Source organism: Serratia sp. H402Y (assembly GCF_051172415.1).
Taxonomy (GTDB): Bacteria; Pseudomonadota; Gammaproteobacteria; order Enterobacterales; family Enterobacteriaceae; genus Serratia; species Serratia ureilytica.
This window is the reverse complement of sequence record NZ_JBPIYZ010000001.1, coordinates 1,382,805-1,407,048: the sequence shown is the minus strand read 5'-3', so window position 1 is coordinate 1,407,048 and position 24,244 is coordinate 1,382,805. Positions and strand designations below refer to the sequence as shown.

The 24,244-nt window shown below is 58.4% G+C and carries 25 protein-coding genes and 3 tRNA genes; 16 read left to right on the top strand and 12 right to left on the bottom strand.

Going from position 1 to position 24,244, the window contains the following annotated elements; all coding sequences use genetic code 11:
- The first annotated feature begins 16 nt into the window (after positions 1–16).
- The 4 genes from ACSBQS_RS07150 (at position 17) to rnt (ending at position 3,330) form a co-directional block, all read left to right on the top strand.
- The gene (locus ACSBQS_RS07150) at positions 17–637 is read left to right on the top strand and encodes a TetR/AcrR family transcriptional regulator (RefSeq protein ID WP_033642921.1); all 621 of its coding nucleotides are present in this window, start codon (positions 17–19) and stop codon (positions 635–637) included.
- Between the two features lie 87 nt (positions 638–724).
- The gene (locus ACSBQS_RS07145; RefSeq protein WP_033642920.1) at positions 725–1,828 is read left to right on the top strand and encodes an alkene reductase; all 1,104 of its coding nucleotides are present in this window, start codon (positions 725–727) and stop codon (positions 1,826–1,828) included.
- A gap of 333 nt (positions 1,829–2,161) precedes the next feature.
- Positions 2,162–2,569 carry a lactoylglutathione lyase gene (gene gloA, locus ACSBQS_RS07140; RefSeq protein WP_033652600.1) on the top strand — a complete coding sequence of 136 codons (408 nt, stop codon included), beginning with the start codon at positions 2,162–2,164 and terminating at the stop codon, positions 2,567–2,569.
- 77 nt (positions 2,570–2,646) lie between these two features.
- Positions 2,647–3,330: a ribonuclease T gene (rnt, locus tag ACSBQS_RS07135; RefSeq protein WP_016927925.1), complete on the top strand. Its 684-nt coding sequence runs from the start codon at positions 2,647–2,649 to the stop codon at positions 3,328–3,330.
- A 68-nt stretch (positions 3,331–3,398) separates the two neighbouring features.
- On the opposite strand, the gene ACSBQS_RS07130 is transcribed toward rnt, so the two are convergent.
- Positions 3,399–3,746 carry a Grx4 family monothiol glutaredoxin gene (locus tag ACSBQS_RS07130; protein ID WP_004931329.1) on the bottom strand — a complete coding sequence of 116 codons (348 nt, stop codon included), beginning with the start codon at positions 3,744–3,746 and terminating at the stop codon, positions 3,399–3,401.
- A gap of 416 nt (positions 3,747–4,162) precedes the next feature.
- Between ACSBQS_RS07130 and ACSBQS_RS07125 the strand changes: the two genes are divergently transcribed.
- Together ACSBQS_RS07125 and sodB are read left to right on the top strand one after the other, a co-directional pair.
- A complete protein-coding gene (locus tag ACSBQS_RS07125; RefSeq protein ID WP_042784370.1) occupies positions 4,163–4,981 on the top strand; it encodes a C40 family peptidase in 819 nt (272 codons plus the stop codon).
- 200 nt (positions 4,982–5,181) lie between these two features.
- Positions 5,182–5,760: a superoxide dismutase [Fe] gene (gene sodB / locus ACSBQS_RS07120; RefSeq protein WP_004931333.1), complete on the top strand. Its 579-nt coding sequence runs from the start codon at positions 5,182–5,184 to the stop codon at positions 5,758–5,760.
- 64 nt (positions 5,761–5,824) lie between these two features.
- Here the strand turns inward: sodB and ACSBQS_RS07115 are convergent, their stop codons facing one another.
- Positions 5,825–5,914: a YnhF family membrane protein gene (locus ACSBQS_RS07115; protein ID WP_094143265.1), complete on the bottom strand. Its 90-nt coding sequence runs from the start codon at positions 5,912–5,914 to the stop codon at positions 5,825–5,827.
- 322 nt (positions 5,915–6,236) lie between these two features.
- Here ACSBQS_RS07115 and purR point away from each other — a divergent pair, with 322 nt between their 5' ends.
- A complete protein-coding gene (gene purR, locus ACSBQS_RS07110) occupies positions 6,237–7,262 on the top strand; it encodes an HTH-type transcriptional repressor PurR (protein ID WP_004931336.1) in 1,026 nt (341 codons plus the stop codon).
- Here the strand turns inward: purR and punR are convergent.
- Positions 7,250–8,206 carry a DNA-binding transcriptional activator PunR gene (punR, locus tag ACSBQS_RS07105; RefSeq protein ID WP_047026199.1) on the bottom strand — a complete coding sequence of 319 codons (957 nt, stop codon included), beginning with the start codon at positions 8,204–8,206 and terminating at the stop codon, positions 7,250–7,252. The genes purR and punR overlap by 13 nt on opposite strands.
- A gap of 123 nt (positions 8,207–8,329) precedes the next feature.
- Between punR and punC the strand changes: the two genes are divergently transcribed.
- Positions 8,330–9,541 (top strand): purine nucleoside transporter PunC, encoded by a 1,212-nt coding sequence (punC, locus tag ACSBQS_RS07100; RefSeq protein WP_042784368.1) that lies wholly within the window; start codon positions 8,330–8,332, stop codon positions 9,539–9,541.
- Between the two features lie 344 nt (positions 9,542–9,885).
- A complete protein-coding gene (cfa, locus tag ACSBQS_RS07095) occupies positions 9,886–11,037 on the top strand; it encodes a cyclopropane fatty acyl phospholipid synthase (protein WP_033642914.1) in 1,152 nt (383 codons plus the stop codon).
- A gap of 72 nt (positions 11,038–11,109) precedes the next feature.
- Here cfa and ACSBQS_RS07090 read toward each other — a convergent pair whose 3' ends face one another.
- On the bottom strand, positions 11,110–11,403 hold the full coding sequence (locus ACSBQS_RS07090; protein WP_033642913.1) for an I78 family peptidase inhibitor: 294 nt from the start codon (positions 11,401–11,403) through the stop codon (positions 11,110–11,112).
- Positions 11,404–11,457: 54 nt separating this feature from the next.
- Entirely contained in the window at positions 11,458–12,105 is a 648-nt protein-coding gene (locus ACSBQS_RS07085) for a riboflavin synthase subunit alpha (RefSeq protein ID WP_434990078.1), read from the bottom strand.
- 239 nt (positions 12,106–12,344) lie between these two features.
- Between ACSBQS_RS07085 and ACSBQS_RS07080 the strand changes: the two genes are divergently transcribed.
- The 7 genes from ACSBQS_RS07080 to ACSBQS_RS07050 all read left to right on the top strand — a co-directional run bounded on the left by ACSBQS_RS07080 (position 12,345) and on the right by ACSBQS_RS07050 (position 16,951).
- Positions 12,345–13,721, top strand: a complete 1,377-nt coding sequence (locus tag ACSBQS_RS07080) for an MATE family efflux transporter (RefSeq protein ID WP_033642911.1) — start codon at positions 12,345–12,347, stop codon at positions 13,719–13,721.
- Positions 13,722–13,902: 181 nt separating this feature from the next.
- Positions 13,903–13,979: transfer RNA gene (locus ACSBQS_RS07075), tRNA-Val, on the top strand.
- Between the two features lie 20 nt (positions 13,980–13,999).
- Positions 14,000–14,076 (top strand) — tRNA-Val (locus tag ACSBQS_RS07070).
- A 20-nt stretch (positions 14,077–14,096) separates the two neighbouring features.
- Positions 14,097–14,173: transfer RNA gene (locus tag ACSBQS_RS07065), tRNA-Val, on the top strand.
- A 121-nt stretch (positions 14,174–14,294) separates the two neighbouring features.
- Positions 14,295–14,600 carry a cupin gene (locus ACSBQS_RS07060; protein ID WP_046686960.1) on the top strand — a complete coding sequence of 102 codons (306 nt, stop codon included), beginning with the start codon at positions 14,295–14,297 and terminating at the stop codon, positions 14,598–14,600.
- 393 nt (positions 14,601–14,993) lie between these two features.
- Positions 14,994–16,406, top strand: a complete 1,413-nt coding sequence (gene pykF, locus ACSBQS_RS07055) for a pyruvate kinase PykF (protein ID WP_033642909.1) — start codon at positions 14,994–14,996, stop codon at positions 16,404–16,406.
- Between the two features lie 308 nt (positions 16,407–16,714).
- On the top strand, positions 16,715–16,951 hold the full coding sequence (locus ACSBQS_RS07050) for a major outer membrane lipoprotein (protein WP_004931354.1): 237 nt from the start codon (positions 16,715–16,717) through the stop codon (positions 16,949–16,951).
- A 140-nt stretch (positions 16,952–17,091) separates the two neighbouring features.
- On the opposite strand, the gene ACSBQS_RS07045 is transcribed toward ACSBQS_RS07050, so the two are convergent.
- The 7 genes from ACSBQS_RS07045 to sufA all read right to left on the bottom strand — a co-directional run bounded on the left by ACSBQS_RS07045 (position 17,092) and on the right by sufA (position 24,012).
- Complete coding sequence (locus ACSBQS_RS07045) at positions 17,092–18,105, bottom strand: L,D-transpeptidase family protein (protein ID WP_033652724.1); 1,014 nt, start codon at positions 18,103–18,105, stop codon at positions 17,092–17,094.
- Between the two features lie 298 nt (positions 18,106–18,403).
- The gene (sufE, locus tag ACSBQS_RS07040) at positions 18,404–18,820 is read right to left on the bottom strand and encodes a cysteine desulfuration protein SufE (protein WP_047026200.1); all 417 of its coding nucleotides are present in this window, start codon (positions 18,818–18,820) and stop codon (positions 18,404–18,406) included.
- 35 nt (positions 18,821–18,855) lie between these two features.
- Positions 18,856–20,082 carry a cysteine desulfurase SufS gene (gene sufS / locus ACSBQS_RS07035; protein ID WP_197666316.1) on the bottom strand — a complete coding sequence of 409 codons (1,227 nt, stop codon included), beginning with the start codon at positions 20,080–20,082 and terminating at the stop codon, positions 18,856–18,858.
- Positions 20,079–21,365 carry a Fe-S cluster assembly protein SufD gene (gene sufD / locus ACSBQS_RS07030; RefSeq protein WP_108680613.1) on the bottom strand — a complete coding sequence of 429 codons (1,287 nt, stop codon included), beginning with the start codon at positions 21,363–21,365 and terminating at the stop codon, positions 20,079–20,081. The genes sufS and sufD overlap by 4 nt, the downstream gene beginning before the upstream one ends.
- A complete protein-coding gene (gene sufC, locus ACSBQS_RS07025; RefSeq protein WP_016927936.1) occupies positions 21,340–22,086 on the bottom strand; it encodes a Fe-S cluster assembly ATPase SufC in 747 nt (248 codons plus the stop codon). Before sufC ends, sufD begins: the two co-directional genes overlap by 26 nt.
- Positions 22,087–22,129: 43 nt before the next feature.
- Positions 22,130–23,626, bottom strand: a complete 1,497-nt coding sequence (gene sufB / locus ACSBQS_RS07020) for a Fe-S cluster assembly protein SufB (protein ID WP_004931367.1) — start codon at positions 23,624–23,626, stop codon at positions 22,130–22,132.
- A gap of 14 nt (positions 23,627–23,640) precedes the next feature.
- Positions 23,641–24,012, bottom strand: coding sequence for a Fe-S cluster assembly scaffold SufA (sufA, locus tag ACSBQS_RS07015; protein ID WP_004931368.1), 372 nt, complete (start codon positions 24,010–24,012; stop codon positions 23,641–23,643).
- Between the last annotated feature and the right edge of the window lie 232 nt (positions 24,013–24,244).

The window sequence follows — 24,244 nt, the reverse complement described above, 5'->3', positions numbered from 1 at the left end:
GACCAATCGGTCTATTATGCTCGGCGCCATGATGACCAAATCAACGCATTGCAACGTGGATACACGTGAACATCTGCTCGCCACCGGCGAAACCCTCAGCCTGCGCCTGGGCTTTACCGGCATGGGGCTGAGCGAACTGCTGGCCACGGCGGGCGTGCCGAAAGGATCGTTCTACCACTATTTCCGCTCGAAGGAAGCCTTCGGCGAAGCGATGCTGCAACGCTATTTCGCGCACTATGATGCGCAAATGCAAAAGCTGTTTGCCGACGAGCATACCGATGCGCGCCACCAGCTCTTGGGGTATTACGCCCAGGCCATCAGTTACCACTGCCGCAGCGAATGTCATAACGCCTGTCTGGCGGTGAAACTCTCCGCCGAGGTGAGCGACCTGTCGGAGCCGATGCGCCATGCGCTGGAAACCGGGACCGCCCGGGTGATCGGCCACCTGCAGGCGGCCATTGAGCGCGGCATCGCCGAGGGATCGCTGTCGGTAGCCATGAGCCCGGCGGCAACTGCAGAGACGCTGTATGCCCTGTGGCTCGGCGCCTCGCTGCGCGCCAAGATCCGGCGATCGTTGGCCCCGTTGACCAGCGCGCTGGAAAGCATCGAGTTGCTGCTGCGCCCGCCGCAGCCGTAACACCACCGTCTTTTTTCGTGAAAATGCAGTTCGTGTTTTTTTATCGCCCATAACTAGACGACCGGTCTATTAAATACAGGATGCACTATGAAGACTGAAAAATTGCTCTCTCCGCTGAAAGTTGGCGCAGTCACCCTGCCCAACCGCGTGTTTATGGCTCCGCTGACGCGTCTGCGCAGCATCGAACCGGGCGACATTCCCACGCCGCTGATGGCGGAGTATTATGCGCAGCGCGCCGGCGCCGGTCTGATCGTGACCGAAGCGACGCAGATTTCCTTCCAGGCGAAAGGCTACGCCGGTGCGCCGGGCCTGCATACCCCGGAGCAGATCGCCGCTTGGAAACACATCACGCAGGCGGTACACGACAAAAACGGCCACATCGCCGTACAGCTGTGGCACGTAGGCCGCATCTCCCACACCAGCCTCCAGCCGGGCGGACAAGCGCCGGTCGCCCCTTCGGCGATCAACGCAGACACCCGCACCACCGTGCGTGACGAAACCGGCGCCTGGGTGCGCGTACCGACCTCTACGCCGCGCGCGCTGGAAACCAGCGAGATCCCGGGCATCGTCAACGATTTCCGCCAGGCGACCGCCAACGCGCGTGAAGCCGGCTTCGACTTTATCGAGCTGCATGCGGCTCACGGCTATCTGCTGCACCAGTTCATGTCTCCGGCGTCTAACCAGCGTACCGATCAATACGGCGGCAGCATCGAGAATCGCACCCGCCTGACGCTGGAAGTGGTCGACGCCGCCATCGCAGAATGGGGCTCCGAGCACATCGGCATCCGCATCTCGCCGCTGGGGCCGTTCAACGGCCTGGACAACGGTGAAGATCAGGAAGAAGCGGCGCTGTACCTGGTGGAAGAGCTGAACAAACGCAACATCGCCTATCTGCACATCTCCGAACCGGACTGGGCCGGCGGCAAACCGTATTCCGACGCCTTCCGTGACTCGGTGCGCGCCCACTTTAAAGGGGTGATCGTCGGCGCCGGCGCCTACACCGCTGAAAAAGCCGAAGCGTTGATCGAAAAAGGCTTCATCGACGCGGTGGCCTTTGGCCGTAGCTACATCGCCAATCCGGATTTGGTCGAGCGTTTCCGTCAACACGCCCCGCTCAACGAACCTAAGCCGGAAACCTTCTACGGCGGTGGCGCCGAAGGTTATACCGACTATCCGTTTCTGACGAAGTAACCCGTCCTGACCCTAAACGGCCACGCAACCGCCTGGCCGTTTTTTTATGCACGCAAAAAGGCCCGCACAAGGCGGGCCGACGTTCCCTGGTGTTGTTATCTGCTACAGGTCAATTTCTACACGGTTACGCGCGGAATTGATAATTGATTGTGCAGATCAATTACTTCGTATCGATCGGTACACTCGATCAATATTTAAACACCCATGGCGAGGGGGCAAAAAGTGACATCGTCACCAACTAGTCACGTTGAATTCCCTTGCGGGACAAGGCTATACTCGCTTGTGCTTCAATCCACCCGCCGTCTGCCACGGCACAGTCAATTCAGAGGAATTATGCGCTTACTCCATACCATGATCCGCGTCGGTGATCTGCAACGCTCCATCGACTTCTACACCAAGGTATTAGGCATGCGCCTGCTGCGCACCAGCGAAAACCCGGAGTACAAATACTCGCTGGCTTTTGTCGGCTATACGGAAGAGAGCGAAGGCGCGGTTATCGAACTGACCTATAACTGGGGCACCGACAGCTACGACATGGGCACCGCCTTCGGCCACCTGGCGCTGGGCGTGGACGACGTCGCCGCCACCTGCGACAACATCCGCCGCGCCGGCGGCAACGTCACCCGTGAGGCCGGCCCAGTGAAAGGCGGCACCACGGTGATCGCGTTCGTCGAAGATCCGGACGGTTATAAAATCGAGCTGATCGAAAACAAACACGCCGGCCAAGGCCTCGGCCACTAAGCCTCTCTCGGGGCGCGCCTGCGCCCCGCTGATTCTCCGCGCGATAGCGCCTGCAACCGGGCGCAAAATTTGCCATAATGCGCGCTGCATTCGATGAAGATAAGAAACTGATGGCCGAAAAAAGTGATCTTAACGCCCTGAGTGGTCGTTTTCGTGGGTTTTATCCCGTAGTAATAGATGTTGAAACCGCCGGCTTCAACGCCAATACCGATGCGCTGCTGGAAATCGCCGCCGTGACGCTGAAAATGGATGAAGACGGCTGGCTGCAGCGCGACGAAACCCTGCACTTCCACGTGGAGCCTTTCGAGGGCGCCAACCTGCAACCGGAAGCGCTGGCGTTTAACGGCATCGATCCGCACAACCCGCTGCGCGGTGCGGTCAGCGAATACGACGCGCTGCACGCCATTTTCAAAGCGGTGCGCAAAGGGCTCAAGGATCGCGGTTGCAACCGGGCCATTATCGTCGCGCACAACGCCAACTTCGATCACAGCTTCCTGATGGCCGCGGCCGAACGCGCCGGTTTGAAGCGTAATCCGTTCCATCCGTTCGCCACCTTCGACACCGCTGCGCTGAGCGGCCTGGTGCTGGGGCAAACGGTGCTGGCCAAAGCCTGCATCGCTGCCGGCATGCCGTTCGACAGCAGCCAGGCGCACTCCGCGCTGTACGACACCGAACAAACCGCCCTGCTGTTTTGTGAGCTGGTTAACCGCTGGAAGCGTCTCGGCGGCTGGCCGCTGCCCGCCGGCGATCTCGCCGAATAAGCCCAATAAAAAAGGCGGCCCAGTTTGCACTGGCGCCGCCCGTTACGCGATAACCGCACGTCTGTCGATTAAGACTGCTGGTCTTCCTGCGCTTTATACTTTTCTGCCGTTTCTTTGATCAGCTGCTGCAATTCGCCGCGCTGATACATTTCGATGATGATATCGCAACCGCCGACCAGTTCACCGTCTACCCACAGCTGCGGGAAAGTCGGCCAGTTGGCGTATTTTGGCAACTCGGCGCGGATGTCCGGGTTTTGCAGAATATCCACATAGGCGAAACGCTCGCCGCAGGCGGACAGCGCTTGCACAGCCTGCGCAGAGAAGCCGCAGCTCGGCAGCTTTGGCGAACCCTTCATGTACAGCAGAATCGGGTTTTCAGCGATCTGGTGCTGAATTTTTTCAAGTGTCGTCGTCATTTATTGCTTCCTCAAGCCACATTTCATGGCTACAACATGCATCACGCGGGCTATTGTAGCGGCTGGAACAGTCGCAAGAAAACGCCATCTTTTGCAAGGATATTCGCCCGCCGCCGATCGCGTTTCACCGGCCACGTCATTCCGGTCAAAACATACGTTGAGAATAACATTTTTAATCCGACCATTTCACTAATATATTGCGCCGCGATGACGGCGCGGCTTAATTATATCCGCTACCGCCGCCTGGCGCTTTTTTATACATCAACAGGCTGATTTTAAACCAAAAAAAATGTCATTAACGTTTTCTCACAATATGGATTATTATTTATGAGTTCTTCGCTGTTTTATATGGCGAAATTCGGGAATACTGTAACTCTTTCGATATCCGTTTCGGGGCCAAGGTTGGTGACGTCGACATGCGTTTAATTCTTACGCTCTTTGCGCTGCTGTTTACGCAGCTCTTCTTCAATTTGGCGCACGCTGCGCCACAGGCGCGTGTTGCCGCCGAGCAGCGTAAAAGCCATGCCAATGAAGCGCGGCCCGATGACCGCAGAAAAAAGAAAGCGGATAAAGCCGCCAAAAAAGCCAAAGTGACGGCCCCCGAGAAAAAAACCAAGACCGCCAAGGTCAAAAGCGAGAAAAGCGCGAAAAAGATCGTCAGCGCCAAACCCAAGGCCAAAGCGCAGAAAACCGCCAAAATTAAAGTCACCCCGCCGAAAAAGGGCTACAAAAAAGGCTATGGCCGCCACCGCGAAGCCGGTATGGCCACCGCCAAGCTGGCGCGTGATGAAAAACCGTTGAAACTCAGCCCGGCGCACAAAAAGCGTTACCAGCACGCCAAGCAGACCGCGATGGCCAAGCTGATGGATCAGATGGGCAAGCCTTACCGCTGGGGCGGCAGCTCGCCGCGCACCGGCTTCGACTGCAGCGGCCTCATCTATTACGCCTATAAAGACGTGGTGAAAATCAAGATGCCGCGCACCGCCAACGAAATGTATCACCTGCGCGACGCGGCGCCGATCAAGAAAAGCGAACTGGAAAGCGGCGATCTGGTGTTCTTCCGCATTAACAACCGCGGCGTGGCGGATCATGTCGGCGTCTACCTCGGCAACGGCAAATTCATCCAGTCGCCGCGCACTGGCGAAGAGATCCGCATCAGCCAGCTTGATAACGACTATTGGCAGAACCACTACATCGGCGCTCGCCGCGTAGTAACGCCGAAAACCATCCGTTAATTCCCTGCTCTTCGCGGTTGCGGCCTCGGCCGCAACCGCCTGCTCAAGCTATCGCCCATCGCACTCCCCCACGCGCATTTCTCGCTTTTCCTCCTGTTTTTTATGATGAAAATTGTTAAGATTGAATGACCACAATAAAAAACGGCCCATCCGGCGTTCGCCCCGGCGAGAAGCTGAATGGCGCTGTAAAGGAGGAAGCAATGTCGTTTGAATTACCTGCATTACCGTATGAGAAAAACGCGCTCGAGCCGCACATCTCCGCCGAGACTCTGGAATACCACTACGGCAAACACCACAACACCTACGTGGTTAACCTGAACAACCTGGTGAAAGGCAGCGAGTTCGAAGGCAAATCGCTCGAAGAGATCATCAAGACCTCTAACGGCGGCGTGTTCAACAACGCCGCGCAGGTGTGGAACCACACCTTCTACTGGCACTGCCTGTCGCCACAGGGCGGCGGTGAACCGCAGGGCGAACTGGCGGCGGCGATCGTCAAATCCTTCGGCTCTTTCGCTGCGTTCAAAGAGCAGTTCACCGATGCCGCCGTGAAAAACTTCGGTGCCGGCTGGACCTGGCTGGTAAAAAAACCGGACGGCGCGCTGGCGATCGTCAACACTTCCAACGCGGCAACCCCGCTGACCGGCGAAGACAAACCGCTGCTGACCGTTGACGTGTGGGAACACGCGTATTACATCGATTACCGCAATGCGCGTCCAAAATACCTGGAAAACTTCTGGGCGTTGGTCAACTGGACCTTCGCGGCGGAAAACCTGGCGTAAGCGCAGGCCTTGCCTAAGTGATGAGGCGCAGCTTGGCTGCGCCTTTTTTAAAACTGGCGGGAAATCAGTTCAACGCGGCGACAAAGCTGAAAGCGATGATCATCGCCAATGCGCAAACGGTGGTGAACAGCGACATCTTCAGATCGGTATCCATGACAACTCCTTTAAAATGGGCTTTCCTAAGGATAAAAGGCGCACAATTAGTACGTCAAATCATTTTCCCACAGTTCGCCGATAAAATCTTGTTATCATTTCCCGGTTTATAATCTCGATTACCTCTTCCACTTTTGTTCAATATGCGACAAAATTCGCAGTTCACAACTGCGTACCGGCATTCATGCCCCTCCTGATTAAGCGCTGACGACTTCAACACTAAAAACTCAGTTTTCGCTTCTCTGGAGAAGGATCTACGTAGGCAAACGATTAACATCACACTTACATGCTGTAAACATGTGAGTTCAGGAGTCATTCCTTACATGGCAACGATTAAAGATGTGGCCAAACGCGCGGGCGTTTCCACCACCACCGTTTCGCACGTCATCAATAAGACTCGTTTCGTCGCCGAAGAGACCAAAGCGGCCGTGTGGGCCGCCATCAAAGAGCTGCACTACTCGCCGAGCGCCGTGGCGCGCAGCCTGAAAGTCAATCACACCAAGTCTATCGGTCTGCTGGCCACCTCGAGCGAAGCGCCCTACTTTGCCGAAGTGATCGAGGCGGTGGAAAACAGCTGCTACAGCAAAGGCTATACCCTGATCCTGTGCAACTCGCACAACAATCTGGACAAACAGCGCGCCTACCTGGCGATGCTGGCGCAAAAGCGCGTCGACGGCCTGCTGGTCATGTGTTCCGAATACCCGGATCAGCTGCTGGGCATGCTGGAAGACTACCGCAACATCCCGATGGTGGTAATGGACTGGGGCGCCGCGCGCGGCGACTTCACCGACACCATCATCGATAACGCGTTCGAAGGCGGCTATCTGGCCGGCCGTTACCTGATCGAGCGCGGCCACCGCGATATCGGCGCTATCCCGGGCCAGCTGTCGCGCAACACCGGCGGCGGCCGTCATCAGGGCTTTATGAAGGCGCTGCAGGAAGCGCATATCGATATTCGCGAAGAGTGGATAGTCCAGGGTGACTTCGAGCCGGAGTCCGGTTACAAGGCGATGCATCAAATTCTGTCGCAGAAACAGCGACCGACCGCGGTATTCTGCGGCGGCGACATCATGGCGATGGGCGCCATCTGCGCCGCCGACGAACTGGGGCTGCGGGTGCCGCAGGATATTTCCGTGATCGGCTACGACAACGTGCGCAACGCCCGCTACTTCACCCCGGCGCTGACCACCATTCATCAGCCGAAAGAACGTCTGGGCGAAATGGCCTTCACCATGCTGCTGGATCGCATCATCAGCAAGCGCGAAGAATCGCAGGTGATCGAAGTGCATCCGAAGCTGGTCGAACGCCGGTCGGTCGCCGACGGTCCGTTCATCGACTACCGCCGCTGATCCTCCTCCCTACCGGAAGCCGGCACGGCTTCCGGTGCCGCCTCACTCAGCCACTCCTGATTCAGCGTCTCGCCATCGCCCAAATACGCCAGCAGCCAGCTCATCGCCGGTGACGGTTTATCCTGTTGCCAGGTCAGGCAGCAGGGGCTGGCGGGAAACGGCTGCTGCAACTGCAACGCCTTCAGCTCACCGCGCTGCACCCGCGGCAGCGCCAGATGCGCCGGCATCATGCCGACGCACAATCCGGCGCACAAACAGTCGAGCGCCGAGGTCCAGTCCGGCACCACCAGCCGCCGCTGGTTATCCAGCGTCCAGGTGACGCGCTTGGGCAGATTGCGCGAGGTGTCTTCCAGACAAAGCGCAGGGTACGGCCTCAACCGATCGTCATTCAACGGCCCTGCCAGCTGCGCCAGCGGATGCTGTGGGCTGACTACGCACAGCCAGTTCATATCCCCCATGTCGCGGAAAGCGAAGCCGCCGCCGACCGGCACCGCGCGGGTGGCGCCGATCGCCATGTCCACCCTGCCGTCCACCAACGCATCCCACACGCCGTTAAACACCTCGGGTTGCAGCATCAACTCGACGTCGGGGAAATGACGGTAGAAATCCAGCACCAGCTGGCGGCTGCGCTGCGGTTTGACGATGATGTCCACCGCGATATTCAGCTGACCGCGCCAGCCGTTGGCCACCTGTTGACAGTGGCGGCGGGTGTCGAGCATTTTTTTGATAACAGCTCGCGCATCCTTGATAAACAGCGCGCCGGCCGGCGTCAGTTCCACATCTCGGTGACGCCGCTCAAACAGCGGCACCGCCAGCCATTGCTCCAGCTGCCGCACGGTATAACTTACCGCCGACGGCACCCGGTGCAGCTCCTGCGCCGCCGCGCTGAAACTGCCGGTGCGCGCCACCGCATCAACGACCTCGAGAGAATATTCAGACCACATCGCTTTGCCTTCAATTTTTTTAACAGCACTTTGCAAATATTACCGTTTCACAAGCAGAGATCCAGCCGGATACACTGGCCGGCGCTAAAAACCTGCGACACTAAAATATTAACGAGAAATACCATGCGAAATTCCTTTGGTTTTATGTTCTACCTCGCCGGCCTGAGCATGCTGGGTTATCTGGCGACCGATATGTACCTGCCCGCCTTCGGCGCCATGCGGGAGGAACTGCAAATTTCCGCCGGCGCGGTCAGCGCCAGCCTGAGCATCTTTTTGGCCGGCTTCGCCTTCGCGCAGCTGCTGTGGGGGCCGCTCTCCGACCGTCTGGGACGCAAACCGGTATTGTTGATTGGCCTGACGCTGTTCGCGCTCGGCTGCCTGGGCATGCTGTGGGTGGAAAATGCCGCGCAGCTCTGGATACTGCGCTTTATTCAGGCCGTAGGTGTCTGTTCCGCCGCCGCCATCTGGCAAGCGCTGGTGGTCGACCGCTATCGTGAAGGCCAGGCCAACCGCGTATTCGCCACCATCATGCCGCTGGTGGCGCTATCGCCGGCGCTGGCGCCGCTGCTGGGCGCCTGGCTGCTGAACCACGCCAGCTGGCGCGCGATCTTCGCCGTGCTGCTGGCCATCACCGCCTTGTTGCTGTTGCCGACGCTGCTGCTCAAAGAGAACGCCAGGCCAAAACCCGCCGTCGACGCGCCAAAAAGCAGCGTCAGTTTTTGGCAATTATTGAAATCCCCGGTATTCAGTGGCAATGTCGCCATGTACGCCGCCTGTTCGGCCGGTTTCTTCGCCTGGCTGACCGGCTCGCCGTTTATCCTCGGTGATATGGGCTACGGCCCGAGCGACATCGGCCTGAGCTATGTGCCGCAGACGCTGGCCTTCCTGCTGGGCGGTTACGGGTGCCGCGCCGCGCTCAAGCGCATCAATGGCAAAACCCTGCTGCCGTGGCTGCTGGTAGCTTATGCTGTCAGCATGGTGGCCCTGTATCTGGTGGCAACCCTGACCAATCCGACGCTCACCACGCTCCTGATCCCGTTCTGCGTGATGGCGCTGGTCAACGGCGCCGGCTATCCGATCATGGTGGCCAACGCGCTGATGCCGTTCCCGGACAGCAGCGGCAAAGCCGCCGCGCTGCAAAATACGCTGCAGCTGGGGCTGTGTTTCGTGGCGAGCATGCTGGTATCGACGTTTATTGCGCAGCCGCTGTTGGCGACGGTGACGGTGATGGTGTCCACGGTGATACTGGCCGCGCTGGGGTATTTCCTGCAGCGGGGAAAAGCGGCCAAGGCGCCGCAAGAAACGCCGCGCGAACATGCTAACTCAGCGTCATAATTGCCAAGCTAAATAATCACTTAAAGAATATGCGTGCCGAGTGCGATTTACAGTTGAGTCAATGCCTAGGCGCGCCTATACTCAAAAACAACCTTGTAAAGTAACACCTTATAATCTCTATATCTCAATTAGCTGTTGTGTACGCGTCTTGCGTCACACTCTTTTTTTGAAGAGGCGTTTATCCTGCGCCGTTTGCGTCGGGTCGCTTCTTTAAATTTCCTCTGTTCATAGTCGGATATCAGACGCCGCGGGCTTATTTCCCGTCGGTATACGTATGCACCCGCAGAAATTGTCTAAGCTGTTTCCTAACGGGTCATCAGTCAGAAGAAGGTGATGGAGAAGCTATGAGTTCATCGTGTATAGAAGATCTGAGCATCCAGGATAACCAGTGGTACCGTATCGCGCACGAAATGCTCGGTCTGGCCGGTATCGAAATTAACGGATCGCGCCCTTTCGATATTCAGGTTAAAAACCCCGAATTCTTTAAACGCGTTTTGCAGCAAGGCTCCCTGGGTCTCGGCGAGAGCTATATGGATGGTTGGTGGGAATGCGAGCGGCTGGATATATTCTTCCAGCGCGTGGTCAGCGCCGGGCTGGAGAAGAAGCTCCCCCACCACCTGAAAGATACCCTGCGTATCGCCGCGGCGCGCCTGACCAATCTGCAATCGAAAAAGCGCGCCTGGATCGTCGGCAAAGAGCATTACGATCTTGGCAACGATCTGTTTACGCTGATGCTCGATCCTTACATGCAGTACTCCTGCGGCTACTGGAAAGACGCCGCCACGCTGGAGGAAGCGCAAGAAGCGAAACTGCGGATGATCTGCGAAAAACTGCAGCTGCAGCCGGGCATGCGCTTGCTGGACATCGGCTGCGGCTGGGGCGGCCTCTCCGCCTATGCGGCGAAAAATTACGGCGTGTCGGTGGTCGGCGTGACCATTTCCGCCGAGCAGCAGAAGCTGGCTCAGGCACGCTGCGCCGGGCTGGACGTGCAGATCCTGCTGCAGGACTATCGTGATCTGCATCAGCAGTTCGATCGCATCGTCTCGGTCGGCATGTTCGAGCACGTCGGGCCGAAAAACTATCGCACCTATTTCAACGTGGTAGAGCGCAATCTGGCGCCGCACGGCCTGTTCCTGCTGCACACCATCGGTTCCAACAAGACCGACATGAACGTCGATCCGTGGATCAACAAATATATCTTCCCGAACGGCTGCCTGCCCTCGGTGAGGCATATCGCCGAGGCCAGCGAAGGCCATTTCGTGATGGAAGACTGGCACAACATCGGCGCCGACTACGATCGCACGCTGATGGCCTGGTTCGAGCGCTTCAAGCAGGCGTGGCCGCAGCTTGCTCCACGTTATTCCGAGCGCTTCGAGCGGATGTTCAGCTATTACCTGAACGCCTGCGCCGGCGCGTTTCGGGCGCGCGATCTGCAGCTGTGGCAGGTGGTGTTCAGCCCGAAAGGCGTTGAAGGCGGCATCCGCGTCGCACGCTGAACGCTCCCCTAATAAAAAAAGCCCCGGCAACCTCATCGCCGGGGCTTTTTTTGCTCTTTCGAACCAGGCGGCTTAGCCGCAGTAAACGCGGATGATTTTATCGTTGCTATCGCCGAGGAAGTTCAGACGGCGCAGGTTGAAATCCATGGTGACGGCAGAGTTGTACGGAATGGCGCGCACCTTGGATTCGATCCGCACGCCTTCCAGCGACGTCATCGGCTTGCCGACGTAGTTTTGATACTGCGAAGCGCCGCAGGTATCGTCCGCATCGGCCACTTGCGCGCCGCCGCCCTGCTCAGGTGAACTGCTGCAGGCGCTCAGCGCCAGCAACGCGGTTAACAACAACGTTTTCCCATAAAACTTCACGCGTTTCTCCTCTCTGCTTATGATTCGACTCCGGCGGCAACGCCCGAATCGCTGTCAGTCTTTGTGCGCCGGCGCCGCCGCCGCCAGCGTCGCTTCCCGATTGGCCAGCACGCGTTCGACGGTGTCCACTACCGCCTGCGTCTGCGGATCGATCTCGATGTTCACCTTATCGCCCAGGCGTTTTTTACCCAGCGTAGTGCGCTCCAGGGTTTCCGGGATCAGATGCACGCAGAAACGGTTATTCACCACTTCGCCGATGGTCAGGCTAATGCCGTCGATGCCGATGAAACCTTTGTGCAGCACATATTTCATCAATTCCGCATTCGGCATGCGCAGCCATACCTGACGGTTATTTTCCGAGGTATAAATTTTGGCCACTTCCGCCGTGCAGATAATATGGCCGGACATCAAATGACCGCCAATTTCATCATTGAATTTCGCCGCGCGCTCGATATTGACGATGTCGCCCAACGCCAGATCACCGAGGTTGGTCAGGCGCAACGTTTCCTTGATCAAATCGAAGCTGACGCGGTTGCCTTCCACCGCGGTGACGGTCAGGCAGCAGCCGTTATGGGCCACCGACGCGCCCAGCTCCAGCCCCGGCAGCAGTTCTGCAGGCATCTCGATCACATGGGTGCGGAAATTGGGTTTCTCATCAATGGCGACCAGCGGCGCGGTGCCTTGTACGATACCGGTGAACATATGTGCCTCTTCTTACTCAATAGATTAAAACGCTTCCGGCAGTTTGCCCCAGTTGGCGCTGAAAACCAAATCCGCGACGGCAAAAAACGCGTCCCTGCGCATTTAATAACTATTTATCTGCGGCGTTTGCTTAACGACGCCGAGCAGGTACAATATTTTTGACAAAATTCCGCTATTTTAATTGTTGTCCTCTCGCGGCAGCCCTCCCTCCCACATATATAAAATAGAAAGGTGTATGCGTGCAGAAGTACTTAATTGAAGCGCGTAGTTTATTGGCTCTCGCTATCCCGGTGATCATCGCGCAAATCTCGCAAACCGCCATGGGCGTGGTGGATACCATCATGGCCGGCGCTTACAGCGCCACCGATATGGCGGCGGTTGCGGTCGGCACCTCTATCTGGCTGCCGGCCATCCTGTTCGGTCACGGCCTGCTGCTGGCGCTGACCCCAGTGATCGCCCAGTTAAACGGCGCCGGCCGTCGCGATCGCATCGCCCATCAGGTGCGTCAGGGCTTCTGGCTGGCCTCCGGCGTTTCCGTACTGTTGATCGTCGTGCTGTATAACTGCAAATTCGTCATCGACATGATGCACAACATCGATCCGCAGCTGGCGGATAAAGCCGTCGGTTATCTGCACGCCATCATGTGGGGCGCGCCGGGCTATCTGTTCTTCCAGGTGATGCGCAACCAGTGCGAAGGGCTGTCCAAAACCAAGCCCGGCATGGTGATCGGCTTCCTCGGCCTGCTGGTGAATATCCCGATCAACTACATCTTTATCTACGGCAAGTTCGGCATGCCGGAACTGGGCGGCGTGGGCTGCGGCGTCGCCACCGGCAGCGTCTACTGGATCATGTTCCTGATGATGCGCTGGTACGTGAAGCGCGCGCCGTCGCAGCGCGACATCAAGCGCCAGACAGGCGATCTCGGCGGCCCGGACTGGGCGGCGCTGAAGCGCCTGATCGGCATCGGTATGCCGGTGGCGCTGGCGCTGTTCTTCGAAGTCACCCTGTTCGCCGTGGTGGCGTTGCTGGTGTCGCCGCTCGGGATCGTCGCGGTCGCCGGCCACCAGATCGCGCTTAACTTCAGCGCGCTGATGTTCGTGTTGCCGCTGTCGCTGGGCGTCGGCGCCACCATTCGCGTCGGTTATCGTCTGGGAGAAGGGTCGGTAGAAGGCGCGCGCGTCGCCGCATACTCCGCCATCGGCGTCGGCATCACCATGGCCGTCTGCACTGCGCTGTTTACCGCCACCTTCCGCGAACCGATCGCCCTGCTGTACAACGACAGCCCGGCGGTGGTGGCGATGGCCTCGCAGCTGATGCTGCTGGCGGCGCTGTATCAAATCTCGGATTCAATCCAGGTGATCGGCAGCGGCGTGCTGCGCGGTTATAAAGATACTCGCGCGATCTTCTTCATCACCTTCATCGCTTACTGGGTGTTGGGCCTGCCGAGCGGCTATCTGCTGGCGCTGACCGATGCGGTGGTGCCGGCGATGGGGCCGAGCGGTTTCTGGATCGGCTTTATCATCGGCCTGACCTTCGCCGCCATCATGATGGCGCTGCGCATGCGCTGGCTGCAGAAACAGCCGACCACCGTCATCCTGCAGCGTTCTACCCGCTGAGTCCGTTCCCGGCCGGTTTTCTCCCCGGCCGGGCAGCGGGTTGCGGAAAAAAACGCCTGTCTGCGCACAACCTCAGCAATCGCGTGAAATACCGAATAAAATTGCGTTTTTCCCCTTGCCAGCACGCGGGTAGCTCGTTAATATTCGTCCCCGCTGTCAGCCATGACAGACAGGAAAAGATGCGTCCGTAGCTCAGTTGGTTAGAGCACCACCTTGACATGGTGGGGGTCGGTGGTTCGAGTCCACTCGGACGCACCAAATTCCAGAAGCAGTACAGTGCGTCCGTAGCTCAGTTGGTTAGAGCACCACCTTGACATGGTGGGGGTCGGTGGTTCGAGTCCACTCGGACGCACCAAATTTCAGAAGCAGTGCAGTGCGTCCGTAGCTCAGTTGGTTAGAGCACCACCTTGACATGGTGGGGGTCGGTGGTTCGAGTCCACTCGGACGCACCATAGTGCTGATTCACCTCTCCCCCTATCGCGTTATAATTCTCGCTGTTTCGTCTCTGCCCGACCGCTCGATTTTTCATGTCGATTGCGCCGAACTACCGCCATCAGCCATCAGGAACGCCACATGACCACCTTCACCGCCAACACCCCCTTTTTACCGCTCGACAATGGCCTTGCCCGTCGTGAAGGCGTGATGAGCGACGGTTCGCCGGCAGCGGAAGTGCGTTTCGAGACCGGGGCCTTCGGCCAGCTGCAAAAGCCCGCGCACGCGCTGCAAACCCGGGTGATATCGGGTGAATTCGAGTTCACCCTCGGCGGCGACACGCGGATAGTGCGGACCGGCGAGAGCCTGACCCTGCCGGCCAACGTCGCCAGCGGCTGCTTCTGCCTGAGCGCCGGTGTGCTGCTGGAAATCCCGCAAACGCGCTAAGCCGTATTTACAGCAAGGTTATTTGCGCAACAAGCCGTACGCAACGCGTTGCATTTGCGCCACATTTGCCCTCGTTTTGACATATCCGCCGCACCGCCGCGGTTTTTTATTTTGTTTCCCGCCGCTTAGCCTTTATAATGCGCAACGTCTATCAGTTGAATGGTTTCAGCCCTTGATCTGCGAAAACGCAATAACAACACGATTTAATCTCACCCCGTTGCGCAGCATCCCCGCGCCCCCGCGCGGGCTGAATTTTTCCGCCCCACATCAACTGTCGTCACCTATCCTTAACTATGTTTTTCACCACCAGGCACGGCTCAAATTCCCTATCGGCGTAAACAACGCCGGTCAAATTCGTTTTTTTATCCATCACAACTTGTAGAAAACTCCGCCATGAAAAAGACCAAAATTGTTTGTACCATCGGTCCAAAAACCGAATCGGAAGAAATGCTGACCAACCTGCTCAATGCGGGCATGAACGTGATGCGTCTCAACTTCTCTCACGGCGACTATGAAGAGCACGGCAACCGCATCAAGAACATGCGCGCCGTGATGGCGAAAACCGGTATCAACGCCGGCATCCTGCTGGATACCAAAGGCCCGGAAATTCGCACCATGAAACTGGAAGGCGGCAAAGACGCCTCTCTGGTCGCCGGCCAAACCTTCACCTTCACCACCGACCAGAGCGTGATCGGCAACAGCGAACGCGTGGCGGTGACCTACGCCGGCTTCGCCGCCGACCTGAAGATCGGCAACACCGTGCTGGTTGACGACGGCCTGATCGGCATGGAAGTCACCAACGTGACCGAGAACGAAGTCGTTTGCAAGGTGCTGAACAACGGCGACCTGGGCGAGAACAAAGGCGTCAACCTGCCGGGCGTGTCCATCCAGCTGCCTGCGCTGGCCGAGAAAGACAAACGCGACCTGATCTTCGGCTGCGAGCAAGGCGTCGACTTCGTGGCGGCGTCCTTCATCCGTAAACGCTCCGACGTGCTGGAGATCCGCGAGCACCTGAAAGCGCACGGCGGCGAGCAGATCCAGATCATCTCCAAGATCGAGAACCAGGAAGGCCTGAACAACTTCGACGAAATTCTCGAAGCGTCCGACGGCATCATGGTTGCCCGCGGCGATCTGGGCGTTGAAATCCCGGTAGAAGAAGTGATCTTCGCCCAGAAGATGATGATCGAAAAATGCAACCGTGCGCGTAAAGTGGTGATCACCGCCACCCAGATGCTCGATTCCATGATCAAGAACCCGCGCCCTACCCGTGCGGAAGCCGGTGACGTCGCCAACGCCATTCTGGACGGCACCGACGCCGTCATGCTGTCCGGCGAAAGCGCCAAGGGCAAATACCCGCTGGAAGCGGTCAACATCATGGCGACCATCTGCGAACGCACCGATCGCGTGATGCCAAGCCGCATCGATACCCTGAACGATCGCCGCAAGCTGCGCATCACCGAAGCGGTATGCCGCGGCGCGGTTGAAACCGCCGAAAAACTGGACGCGCCGCTGATCGTCGTCGCCACCAGCGGCGGCAAGTCAGCGAAATCCGTGCGTAAATACTTCCCGAACGCCGTGATCCTGGCGCTGACCACCAACCAGACCACCGCGCATCAGCTGGTGCTGAGCAAGGGCGTTATCCCGCAGATGGTCAAAGAAATCGCCTCCACCGATGACTTCTACCGCATTGGTAAAGAAGCCGCGCTGGCCAGCGGCCTGGCGCAAAAAGGCGACGTCGTGGTGATGGTTTCCGGCGCGCTGGTGCCGAGCGGCACCACCAACACCGCCTCGGTACACGTGCTGTAATATAAAACGTGACATAATTATCTTGATCAAAACGCCGCTTTGCGGCGTTTTTTTTATCGGCAGTAAACTATTTTTCTCAAAACGCAACCGCGATCTGCTCATTATTTAGCTAATAACAAATCGGAGTAGTCCCATGGAAGCCGGCTGTTTTCCCTCGTTTTTTTAACTAATTTGTAAAACCAGATGCAAGTTTGAGCGAACGATCAAAATAAAGCACCTCAACACTAAAAAATTATTCTCTTTCGAAAAAAGTTTGTGTAATACTTGTAACGCTACATGGAGATTAACTCAATCTAGAGGGTGTTATAATGAATCGTACTAAACTGGTACTGGGCGCGGTAATCCTGGGTTCCACTCTGCTGGCTGGCTGCTCTAGCAACGCTAAAATCGATCAACTGTCTTCTGACGTTCAGACTCTGAACGCTAAAGTTGATCAGCTGAGCAACGACGTGAACGCAATGCGTTCTGACGTTCAAGCGGCTAAAGACGACGCAGCACGCGCTAACCAGCGTCTGGACAACCAAGCTCACGCTTACAAAAAGTAAGATAGCTTTGGTTATTGAAAACGGCGCACATTGTGCGCCGTTTTTTTTGTCTGTTTGTCGGCCTGGGCTTTCCAGCGCGGCAGGCAAAAAAAAGAGGTTCAGCACGCTGAACCCCTCTTCGACCGCTCAATCCGGCAAACTTAGTTCACCGAGCTGATTGGCGCTGCCTTGAATGGGCTCTTATTCGCCGCAGGAGCCGCTGCAGGCGTTAAACTCACCTCAGACGGGCTCTCCCCTACGTTGACCAGCACCGGCATGCCAGAGCGGCGGACAACCGCGCTATCGAACACGGCGCGATCGGTTTGCCCATCGGCAGCAAAGGCTTTCTCCGCTTTAGACAACGCGATCGGCATGGTCTGCGGATCGTCGCTTTCCACCCGCGACAGCGGCTGGTGCACTTCCACATAGCGTTTGCCGTCCGGCTCGACCGAAATCTTCACCGGATCGTTGATCACTTGCACCCGCGTACCGCGCGGCACCATGTTGAACAGCGCCTCGATATCCGTCGGACGCAGGCGAATACAGCCGGAGCTGACGCGCATGCCGATACCGAAGTTGGCGTTGGTACCGTGGATCAGGTATTCACCGCGCCCCATCGCCAGACGCAGGGCGAACAGCCCCATCGGGTTCTCAGGGCCGGCCGGCACCACCGCAGGCAGCGTCACGCCCTGGGATTGATAGCGCTTGCGGATGTTGGCGGTGGGCGTCCAGGTTGGGTTAGGGATCTTTTGGCTGATAGAAGTCACCTCCAGCGGCGTGTGCATCCCGGTCTGGCCGATACCGATCGGATAGACGATCACTTTATTCTCGCCTTTCGGATAGTAGTAAAGGCGCAGCTCTGCCAGGTTGACGATGATCCCTTCACGCTTGGTGTCAGGCAGCAGCATTTGGGTCGGAATGGTCAGCACCGTACCCGGCTTAGGCAGGAACGGATCGGTGCCGGGGTTGGCTTCCAGCATGCCCAGCAGGCCAATCTTGTAGTCGGCGGCGATCGCCTCCAGCGGACGGCCGTCGTTTGGCACGGTATAAGTGGTGTTCTCGCCGATCAGACGGCTGTCCGGCGGCGGCAGCGGGTATTCGGTCGCACTGGCGGCCTGCGTGCCGGCCAGTACGGTGGCGAAGACCATGCCCATTAAACTCAACGCACGTTTCATTATCATCCCTATATTTTTTATGACGGTTCGCCCCCAAGGCTAACGAGCGCCTGGCGGTGGGTAAATCAGACAATACCTGATTAATACTAGCAACGCTGGCATCAAAGGCAATAAGTTCTCTAAAAATCAACACGTTATAACGTAATCGCCGTCGTTGATTGTCAACGAAACGTCAATGGGTAAGCTGCTGAAATATCACTGAATTGGGGGATGAACCCTGGGGAAAACGGCGGATTGTAAAGACTCATTGACAAAGCGAATATATCAATGAGCCTTTAAAGAGCAGTGGCGTTAAGGATCAGGCCAGCTGAGCGGCTTTACTGCGAATGGCGCGGATCATCGCCTCCAGCCCCTGCGAGCGCGAAGGCGTCAGATGTTGGCTGAGCGCCAGCTCGGTGAAAAACGGCCGCACGTCGAGCTCGACGATTTGCTGTGGCGTCAATTGACGATAAAGAATAAACACCACCGCCAGCAGCCCTTTGACGATCGCCGCGTCGCTATCGCCATGGAATTCGACCTGCCCTTGCTCATCGCGGCGCATCACGATCCACACCTGGCTCTGGCAGCCGGAAATCAGGTTCTCGGCCTGCCGCTCGGCCTCGTCCAGCGGCGGCAATTTGGCACCGAGTTCAATCACGTACAGGTATTTCTCCTCCCAGTTCAAACAGCGGGAGAAATTACGCACCAATTTGTCTTTGTCCGGCAAATTCGCCATGGGGATCCTTTTGTACCGCCGAGGACGCGCCCCGGCTAGCCTAACAGCTGATGAATGCGTTGCAGCCCGGCCACCAGCCGGTCCACCTCTTCGCGGGTATTATATAACGCCAGCGACGCGCGGCACATGCTCGGCACCTGATAAAACGCCATCAGCGGCATGGCGCAATGGTGGCCGGTGCGAATAGCGATGCCGTACTGATCGAGGAAGCTGCCGACGTCATAGGCGTGGTGTTCCCCCAAATTGAAGGCAATCACCCCGGCCCGATGCGCCGGACCATAGATTTTCAGCGTCGGCACCTGCTTGAGCGCCTCAAGCGCGTAATGCATCAGCGACTGTTCATAATCGCGGATCGCATTCAGCCCCAGGGCTTCGACGTAATCGAACGCCGCGCCCAGCCCCATGATGCCGGCGGTATTCGGCGAACCGGCCTCGAAGCGCCAGGGCGGATCGGCGAAGGTGGTGCCCGCCGTCAGGCTGACCTGACGGATCATCGAACCGCCCCCTTCCCACGGCGGCATCTGCTGCAGGAGCGCCTGGCGCCCATACAGCATGCCGATACCGGAAGGGCCATACAGCTTATGGCCGGAAAACACGTAGAAATCGCAGTCCAGCGCCTGAACATCGACGCGCTGGTGCATCACCGCCTGCGCGCCGTCCACCAGCACCGTCAGATCCGGCGCCAGGGCTCTGGCGCGGGCGATGATGTCGCGCACCGGGTTGACGGTGCCCAGCACGTTGGAGACCTCGGTCAGCGCCAGCAGTTTGCAGGACGCGTCGACCAGTTCCGGCAACCGCGCCAGATCCAGCGTGCCGTCGGGCTGCAGCGGCCAAACTCGCAGCTGCAGACCGCGCTCCTGCGCCAGCATCTGCCAGGGCACGATGTTGGCGTGGTGCTCCATCTCGGTGATGAGAATCGCGTCGCCCGACTGCAGCCGGTGGCGGCCAAAGCTGTTGGCCACCAGGTTAATGCCTTCGGTGGTGCCCTTGACGAACACCATCTCTTCCGCCGAGGCGGCGTTGATAAAGCGCGCCGCCTGTTCCCGCACCGCTTCCATCTGCTGAGTCGCCTCGGCGCTTAGGGTGTGGATGCCGCGATGCACCGCGGCATAGCCGTGGCGATAGAAATCCAGTTCGCGGTCGATCACCGTCTGCGGTTTCTGCGCGCTGGCGGCGCTGTCGAGGTAGGCCAGCGGTTGGCCGTTCACCTCGCGCGCCAGCAGCGGGAAGTCACCACGCACGCGTTCAATCGGATAACTCATGCAGCCTCCCCCGGCAGGCGCTGGGCGATGCGCGCCAGCACCCGTTCCCGGATGGTGTCATTGGCGATGCCTTCGGTCAGCTCGGCGGCGAAGGCGAAGATAATCATCTGCTGCGCCGCGCGTTTGTCGATGCCGCGCGACTGCAGATAAAACAGCTGTTCTTCATCGATACGCCCCACGGTGGCACCGTGGCTGCACTTAACGTCGTCAGCGTAGATCTCCAGCTGCGGCTTGGTATCCACTTCCGCCACTTTCCCCAACAACAGATTGTGGTTGGTCATCTGCCCGTCGGTTTTGATGGCGTGTTTGGCCACTTTGATCATGCCGTTGAACACCGCTTTGCCGCGATCGCTGACCACGGTTTTATGCAGCTGGCGGCTTTCGCAGTAGCCCTTGTTGTGTTCCAGATAGGTGCGGGTATCGCAGATCTCCTTGCCCACCGGCAGCACCAGGCTGTTGATCACCAGATTGGCGCCTTCGCCGTTCAGCTGCGCGCTGGTGTTGTGGCGCGTCAGGCCGGCGCCCAACAGGAAGCTGTCGCTTTTCACCCGCGCGTCGCGGCCGATGACCAGATCGTTATGGGCAAAGTGGTAGCTCGGCCGGCTTTCAAACGCCAGCTTGCAGTGCAACAGCCCGGCGTTGTCCGCCACGTTGGCGGTCAGGCGCGCGCCGGTAAAGTGCGCGGCCTCGCTCAGGCTGACATAGTGTTCGATCACTTCCGCCTCGGCCCCGCGCCCAATCTCCAGATGATGACGATGATGCACGGTATTCACTTCCCCCGTCACGCCGCGGCCGCTGCTGATATGCAGCAGGTACAGCGGCCGTGTGGGGGCTTTGCCGGCCGGCAGACGGATCAGGCTGGTTTCCTGCGCCAGGCTTTCGGTCAGATGCAGGAAGACTTCGGGCTGAATGGGCTCCGGCAGCGCCTGCGGCGTGCCGTAAGCGGTCAGCTCGAACTGGTAGTCGCCCAGATCGCCATCGCTGAGCGCGGCACTGTAGCGGCCGTCGATAAACACCAGCCGGCAGGCGTCGATACCGAGCGCCAGCGCCTCGAGCTGCGCGGCGTTCACGGATGCGGGCTGCGGCTCAAGGAATTGCTGCTCCAGCAGCCCCTCGAGCGGCGTGTATTTCCAGTTCTCATGTTTGCGCGTCGGCCAGCCGAGTCTCAGCGCCTGCTGCCAGTGCGCCAGCGCATGGGGCGAACGCTCGCCGCCGCGGCCTTCGAACAGACGATACAGCTGCTGCAACGCGTTGGCGTTACTGTTGGTCGGTAAGCCAGCCATAGCCTTGCTCCTCCAACTGTTTCACCAGCGAGAAATCGCCGGATTTGACGATGCGCCCCTGGGACAGCACGTGTACGTAATCCGGCTGGATGTAGTCCAAAATGCGCTGGTAGTGCGTGACGATGATAAAGGCGCGCTTGCCGTCCCGCAGCGAGTTGACGCCGTTGGCGACGATTTTGAGCGCATCGATGTCCAGACCGGAGTCGGTTTCATCGAGAATGCACAGATCCGGCTCCAGCGCCGCCATCTGCAGAATGTCGTTGCGCTTTTTCTCGCCGCCGGAAAAGCCGACGTTGACCGAACGCGTCAGCAGATCGGCCGGCATATCCAGCAGCGCGATCTTCTCTTCGATGAAATCGGCGAAGTCAAAGCGATCCAGCGGCTCCTGTTCGCGGTATTTGCGCACCGCGTTGACCGACGTCTGCAGGAAGAAGTGGTTGCTGACGCCGGGGATCTCGACCGGGTACTGGAACGCCAAGAACACGCCTTCGCCCGCGCGATCTTCCGGATCCAACTCCAGCAGGTCCTTGCCCTTGAAGGTGACTTCCCCTTCGGTCACTTCGTACTCTTCACGCCCGGCCAGCGTGGCGGACAGCGTGCTCTTGCCCGAGCCGTTCGGCCCCATGATGGCGTGCACTTCGCCCGGTTTGATCTCCAGATCCAATCCCTTGAGGATCTCGTTGCCTTCCACGCTGACTTTCAAATTCTTGATGCTTAACATGCTGTGTCCTCAGATAGCGCCGACGGCGCTAAAAATGCGGCGATTAGCCCACGCTGTGTTCCAGGCTGATGGCCAAAAGTTTCTGCGCCTCGACGGCGAACTCCAGCGGCAGCTCGGAGAAAACGTCCTTGCAGAAACCGTTGACGATCATCGAAATGGCGTCATCCTCGCTGATGCCGCGCTGCAGGCAGTAGAACAGCTGGTCGTCGCCAATCTTCGAGGTGGTGGCTTCGTGCTCCAGCTGCGCGCTGTTGTTGCGCGCTTCAACGTAAGGGAACGTGTGGGCGCCGCTGTCCGGCCCGATCAGCATCGAGTCGCACTGGGTAAAGTTACGGGCGTTTTCCGCCCCCGGCAGGATTTTCACCAGGCCGCGATAGGTGTTCTCGCTGTGGCCGGCGGAAATGCCTTTGGCGATGATGGTCGACCTGGTGTTTTTGCCGATGTGGATCATCTTGGTGCCGGTGTCCGCCTGCTGATGGCCGCTGGTCAGCGCCACCGAGAAGAATTCGCCGATCGAATTGTCGCCCTGAAGGATCACGCTCGGGTATTTCCAGGTGATGGCCGAGCCGGTTTCCGACTGGGTCCAGGACATTTTCGAGCCGGCGCCTTCGCACAGCGCGCGCTTGGTGACGAAGTTGAGGATGCCGCCCTTGCTCTCACCGCCGGAGAACCAGTTCTGCACCGTCGAGTATTTCACTTCGGCGTCTTTATGCAGGATCACTTCCACCACCGCCGCATGCAGCTGATAGCTGTCGCGCACCGGGGCGGAACAGCCTTCGATGTAGCTGACGTAGCTGCCTTCGTCGGCGATCAGAATGGTGCGCTCGAACTGGCCGGTTTTGGCGGCATTAATGCGGAAATAGGTCGACAGCTCCATCGGACAGCGCACGCCCTTCGGCACGTAGACGAAGGTGCCGTCGGAGGCCACCGCGGCGTTCAGCGCGGCGAAGAAGTTATCGTTGGACGGCACCACGCGCCCCAGATACTGACGCACCAGATCCGGGTATTCCTGGATCGCTTCGCCGAACGAGCAGAAGATCACCCCGCTCTCCGCCAGTTTTTCACGGTAAGTGGTGGCGACCGAGACCGAGTCGAAGATAGCGTCCACCGCCACCTCGCTGCCCTCGCGCACCGGCACGCCGAGCTGGTTAAACGCCAGCTCCACTTCGCTGGTCAGGTAATCTTTTTCCGTCGCCGCGCCCGGTTGCTGCTCGGCGCCGGGCTGCGAACCGCAGGCGTCGTCGCAGCTGCCGCAGGACGGCGCCGAATAGTAACTGTAGTCCTGGTAGTTAAGGCGTTCGTAATTGGCCTTCAGCCAGTGCGGCTCTTCCATCTGCAGCCAGGCGCGGTAGGCCTCGAGGCGGAATTCCAGCATCCACTCGGGTTCGTTGCGCTTGGCCGAGATAGCGCGCACCACCTCTTCGTTGATGCCCTTGGCCAACTCATCGGTTGCCAGCTGGGTGAAGAAACCTTCTTTGTAGCGACCTTCGCTGACCCAAGCCTGCACTTCATTAGGCATTTCTACATTGCTTCGTGTCATGTTGATTGCATCGCTCAAACGCCAAAACTCTCGCCGCACCCGCAGGCATGCTGAGCTTTAGGGTTATTGAATTTGAATATCTGATTCAGCCCTTCGCGGACATAATCTACCGTGGTGCCGTCAATAAACGGCATCGCCTTCAGCGGCACATAGAGTTTGGCGCCGTCGCGCTCAAACAGCAGATCGTCATCGGCGGGTTCGCGGGTCAGATCCAGCACATAGGCAAAGCCGGCGCAGCCGGATTGTTTTACCCCTAGCTGCAGCCCTTTCACCTGCGGATCCTGCTGCATCAGTTTCGTTATTTGTCGTACGGCGCTGTCGCTGAGCGAAATGCCTTGCCAGACATTCTCGTCCAAAGAAAAAGTGCCGACATTTTCCGTTTGCATAGGGTCTACCTCACACTCGTGTTTGGCCACAGCCAATCTGGGTTACTTATATGTTAGTGATAACGATTATCACTTCAACCGTTTGTTTTGCGGGGGTATCCGCCGCGAGCGCGGTTTTTCGCTGCGGCGTGCGGCAAGCCAGCGGGACATCCGTGGCGGCTTGCGGCGTGTGGCGGCAAGGCGTGCATGCTATCCCTATGAATTTGTTCTTTATCCTGCATCACCGTACCGC

Bases quoted from the DNA above. Each gene is read 5' to 3' on its own strand.
- ACSBQS_RS07150 (WP_033642921.1), top strand. From the start codon at position 17: ATGCTCGGCGCCATGATGACCAAATCAACGCATTGCAACGTGGATACA.
- ACSBQS_RS07145 (WP_033642920.1), top strand. From the start codon at position 725: ATGAAGACTGAAAAATTGCTCTCTCCGCTGAAAGTTGGCGCAGTCACC.
- gloA (WP_033652600.1), top strand. From the start codon at position 2,162: ATGCGCTTACTCCATACCATGATCCGCGTCGGTGATCTGCAACGCTCC.
- rnt (WP_016927925.1), top strand. From the start codon at position 2,647: ATGCGCGCTGCATTCGATGAAGATAAGAAACTGATGGCCGAAAAAAGT.
- ACSBQS_RS07130 (WP_004931329.1), bottom strand. From the start codon at position 3,746: ATGACGACGACACTTGAAAAAATTCAGCACCAGATCGCTGAAAACCCG.
- ACSBQS_RS07125 (WP_042784370.1), top strand. From the start codon at position 4,163: ATGCGTTTAATTCTTACGCTCTTTGCGCTGCTGTTTACGCAGCTCTTC.
- sodB (WP_004931333.1), top strand. From the start codon at position 5,182: ATGTCGTTTGAATTACCTGCATTACCGTATGAGAAAAACGCGCTCGAG.
- ACSBQS_RS07115 (WP_094143265.1), bottom strand. From the start codon at position 5,914: ATGGATACCGATCTGAAGATGTCGCTGTTCACCACCGTTTGCGCATTG.
- purR (WP_004931336.1), top strand. From the start codon at position 6,237: ATGGCAACGATTAAAGATGTGGCCAAACGCGCGGGCGTTTCCACCACC.
- punR (WP_047026199.1), bottom strand. From the start codon at position 8,206: ATGTGGTCTGAATATTCTCTCGAGGTCGTTGATGCGGTGGCGCGCACC.
- punC (WP_042784368.1), top strand. From the start codon at position 8,330: ATGCGAAATTCCTTTGGTTTTATGTTCTACCTCGCCGGCCTGAGCATG.
- cfa (WP_033642914.1), top strand. From the start codon at position 9,886: ATGAGTTCATCGTGTATAGAAGATCTGAGCATCCAGGATAACCAGTGG.
- ACSBQS_RS07085 (WP_434990078.1), bottom strand. From the start codon at position 12,105: ATGTTCACCGGTATCGTACAAGGCACCGCGCCGCTGGTCGCCATTGAT.
- ACSBQS_RS07060 (WP_046686960.1), top strand. From the start codon at position 14,295: ATGACCACCTTCACCGCCAACACCCCCTTTTTACCGCTCGACAATGGC.
- pykF (WP_033642909.1), top strand. From the start codon at position 14,994: ATGAAAAAGACCAAAATTGTTTGTACCATCGGTCCAAAAACCGAATCG.
- ACSBQS_RS07050 (WP_004931354.1), top strand. From the start codon at position 16,715: ATGAATCGTACTAAACTGGTACTGGGCGCGGTAATCCTGGGTTCCACT.
- ACSBQS_RS07045 (WP_033652724.1), bottom strand. From the start codon at position 18,105: ATGAAACGTGCGTTGAGTTTAATGGGCATGGTCTTCGCCACCGTACTG.
- sufE (WP_047026200.1), bottom strand. From the start codon at position 18,820: ATGGCGAATTTGCCGGACAAAGACAAATTGGTGCGTAATTTCTCCCGC.
- sufS (WP_197666316.1), bottom strand. From the start codon at position 20,082: ATGAGTTATCCGATTGAACGCGTGCGTGGTGACTTCCCGCTGCTGGCG.
- sufD (WP_108680613.1), bottom strand. From the start codon at position 21,365: ATGGCTGGCTTACCGACCAACAGTAACGCCAACGCGTTGCAGCAGCTG.
- sufC (WP_016927936.1), bottom strand. From the start codon at position 22,086: ATGTTAAGCATCAAGAATTTGAAAGTCAGCGTGGAAGGCAACGAGATC.
- sufB (WP_004931367.1), bottom strand. From the start codon at position 23,626: ATGACACGAAGCAATGTAGAAATGCCTAATGAAGTGCAGGCTTGGGTC.
- sufA (WP_004931368.1), bottom strand. From the start codon at position 24,012: ATGCAAACGGAAAATGTCGGCACTTTTTCTTTGGACGAGAATGTCTGG.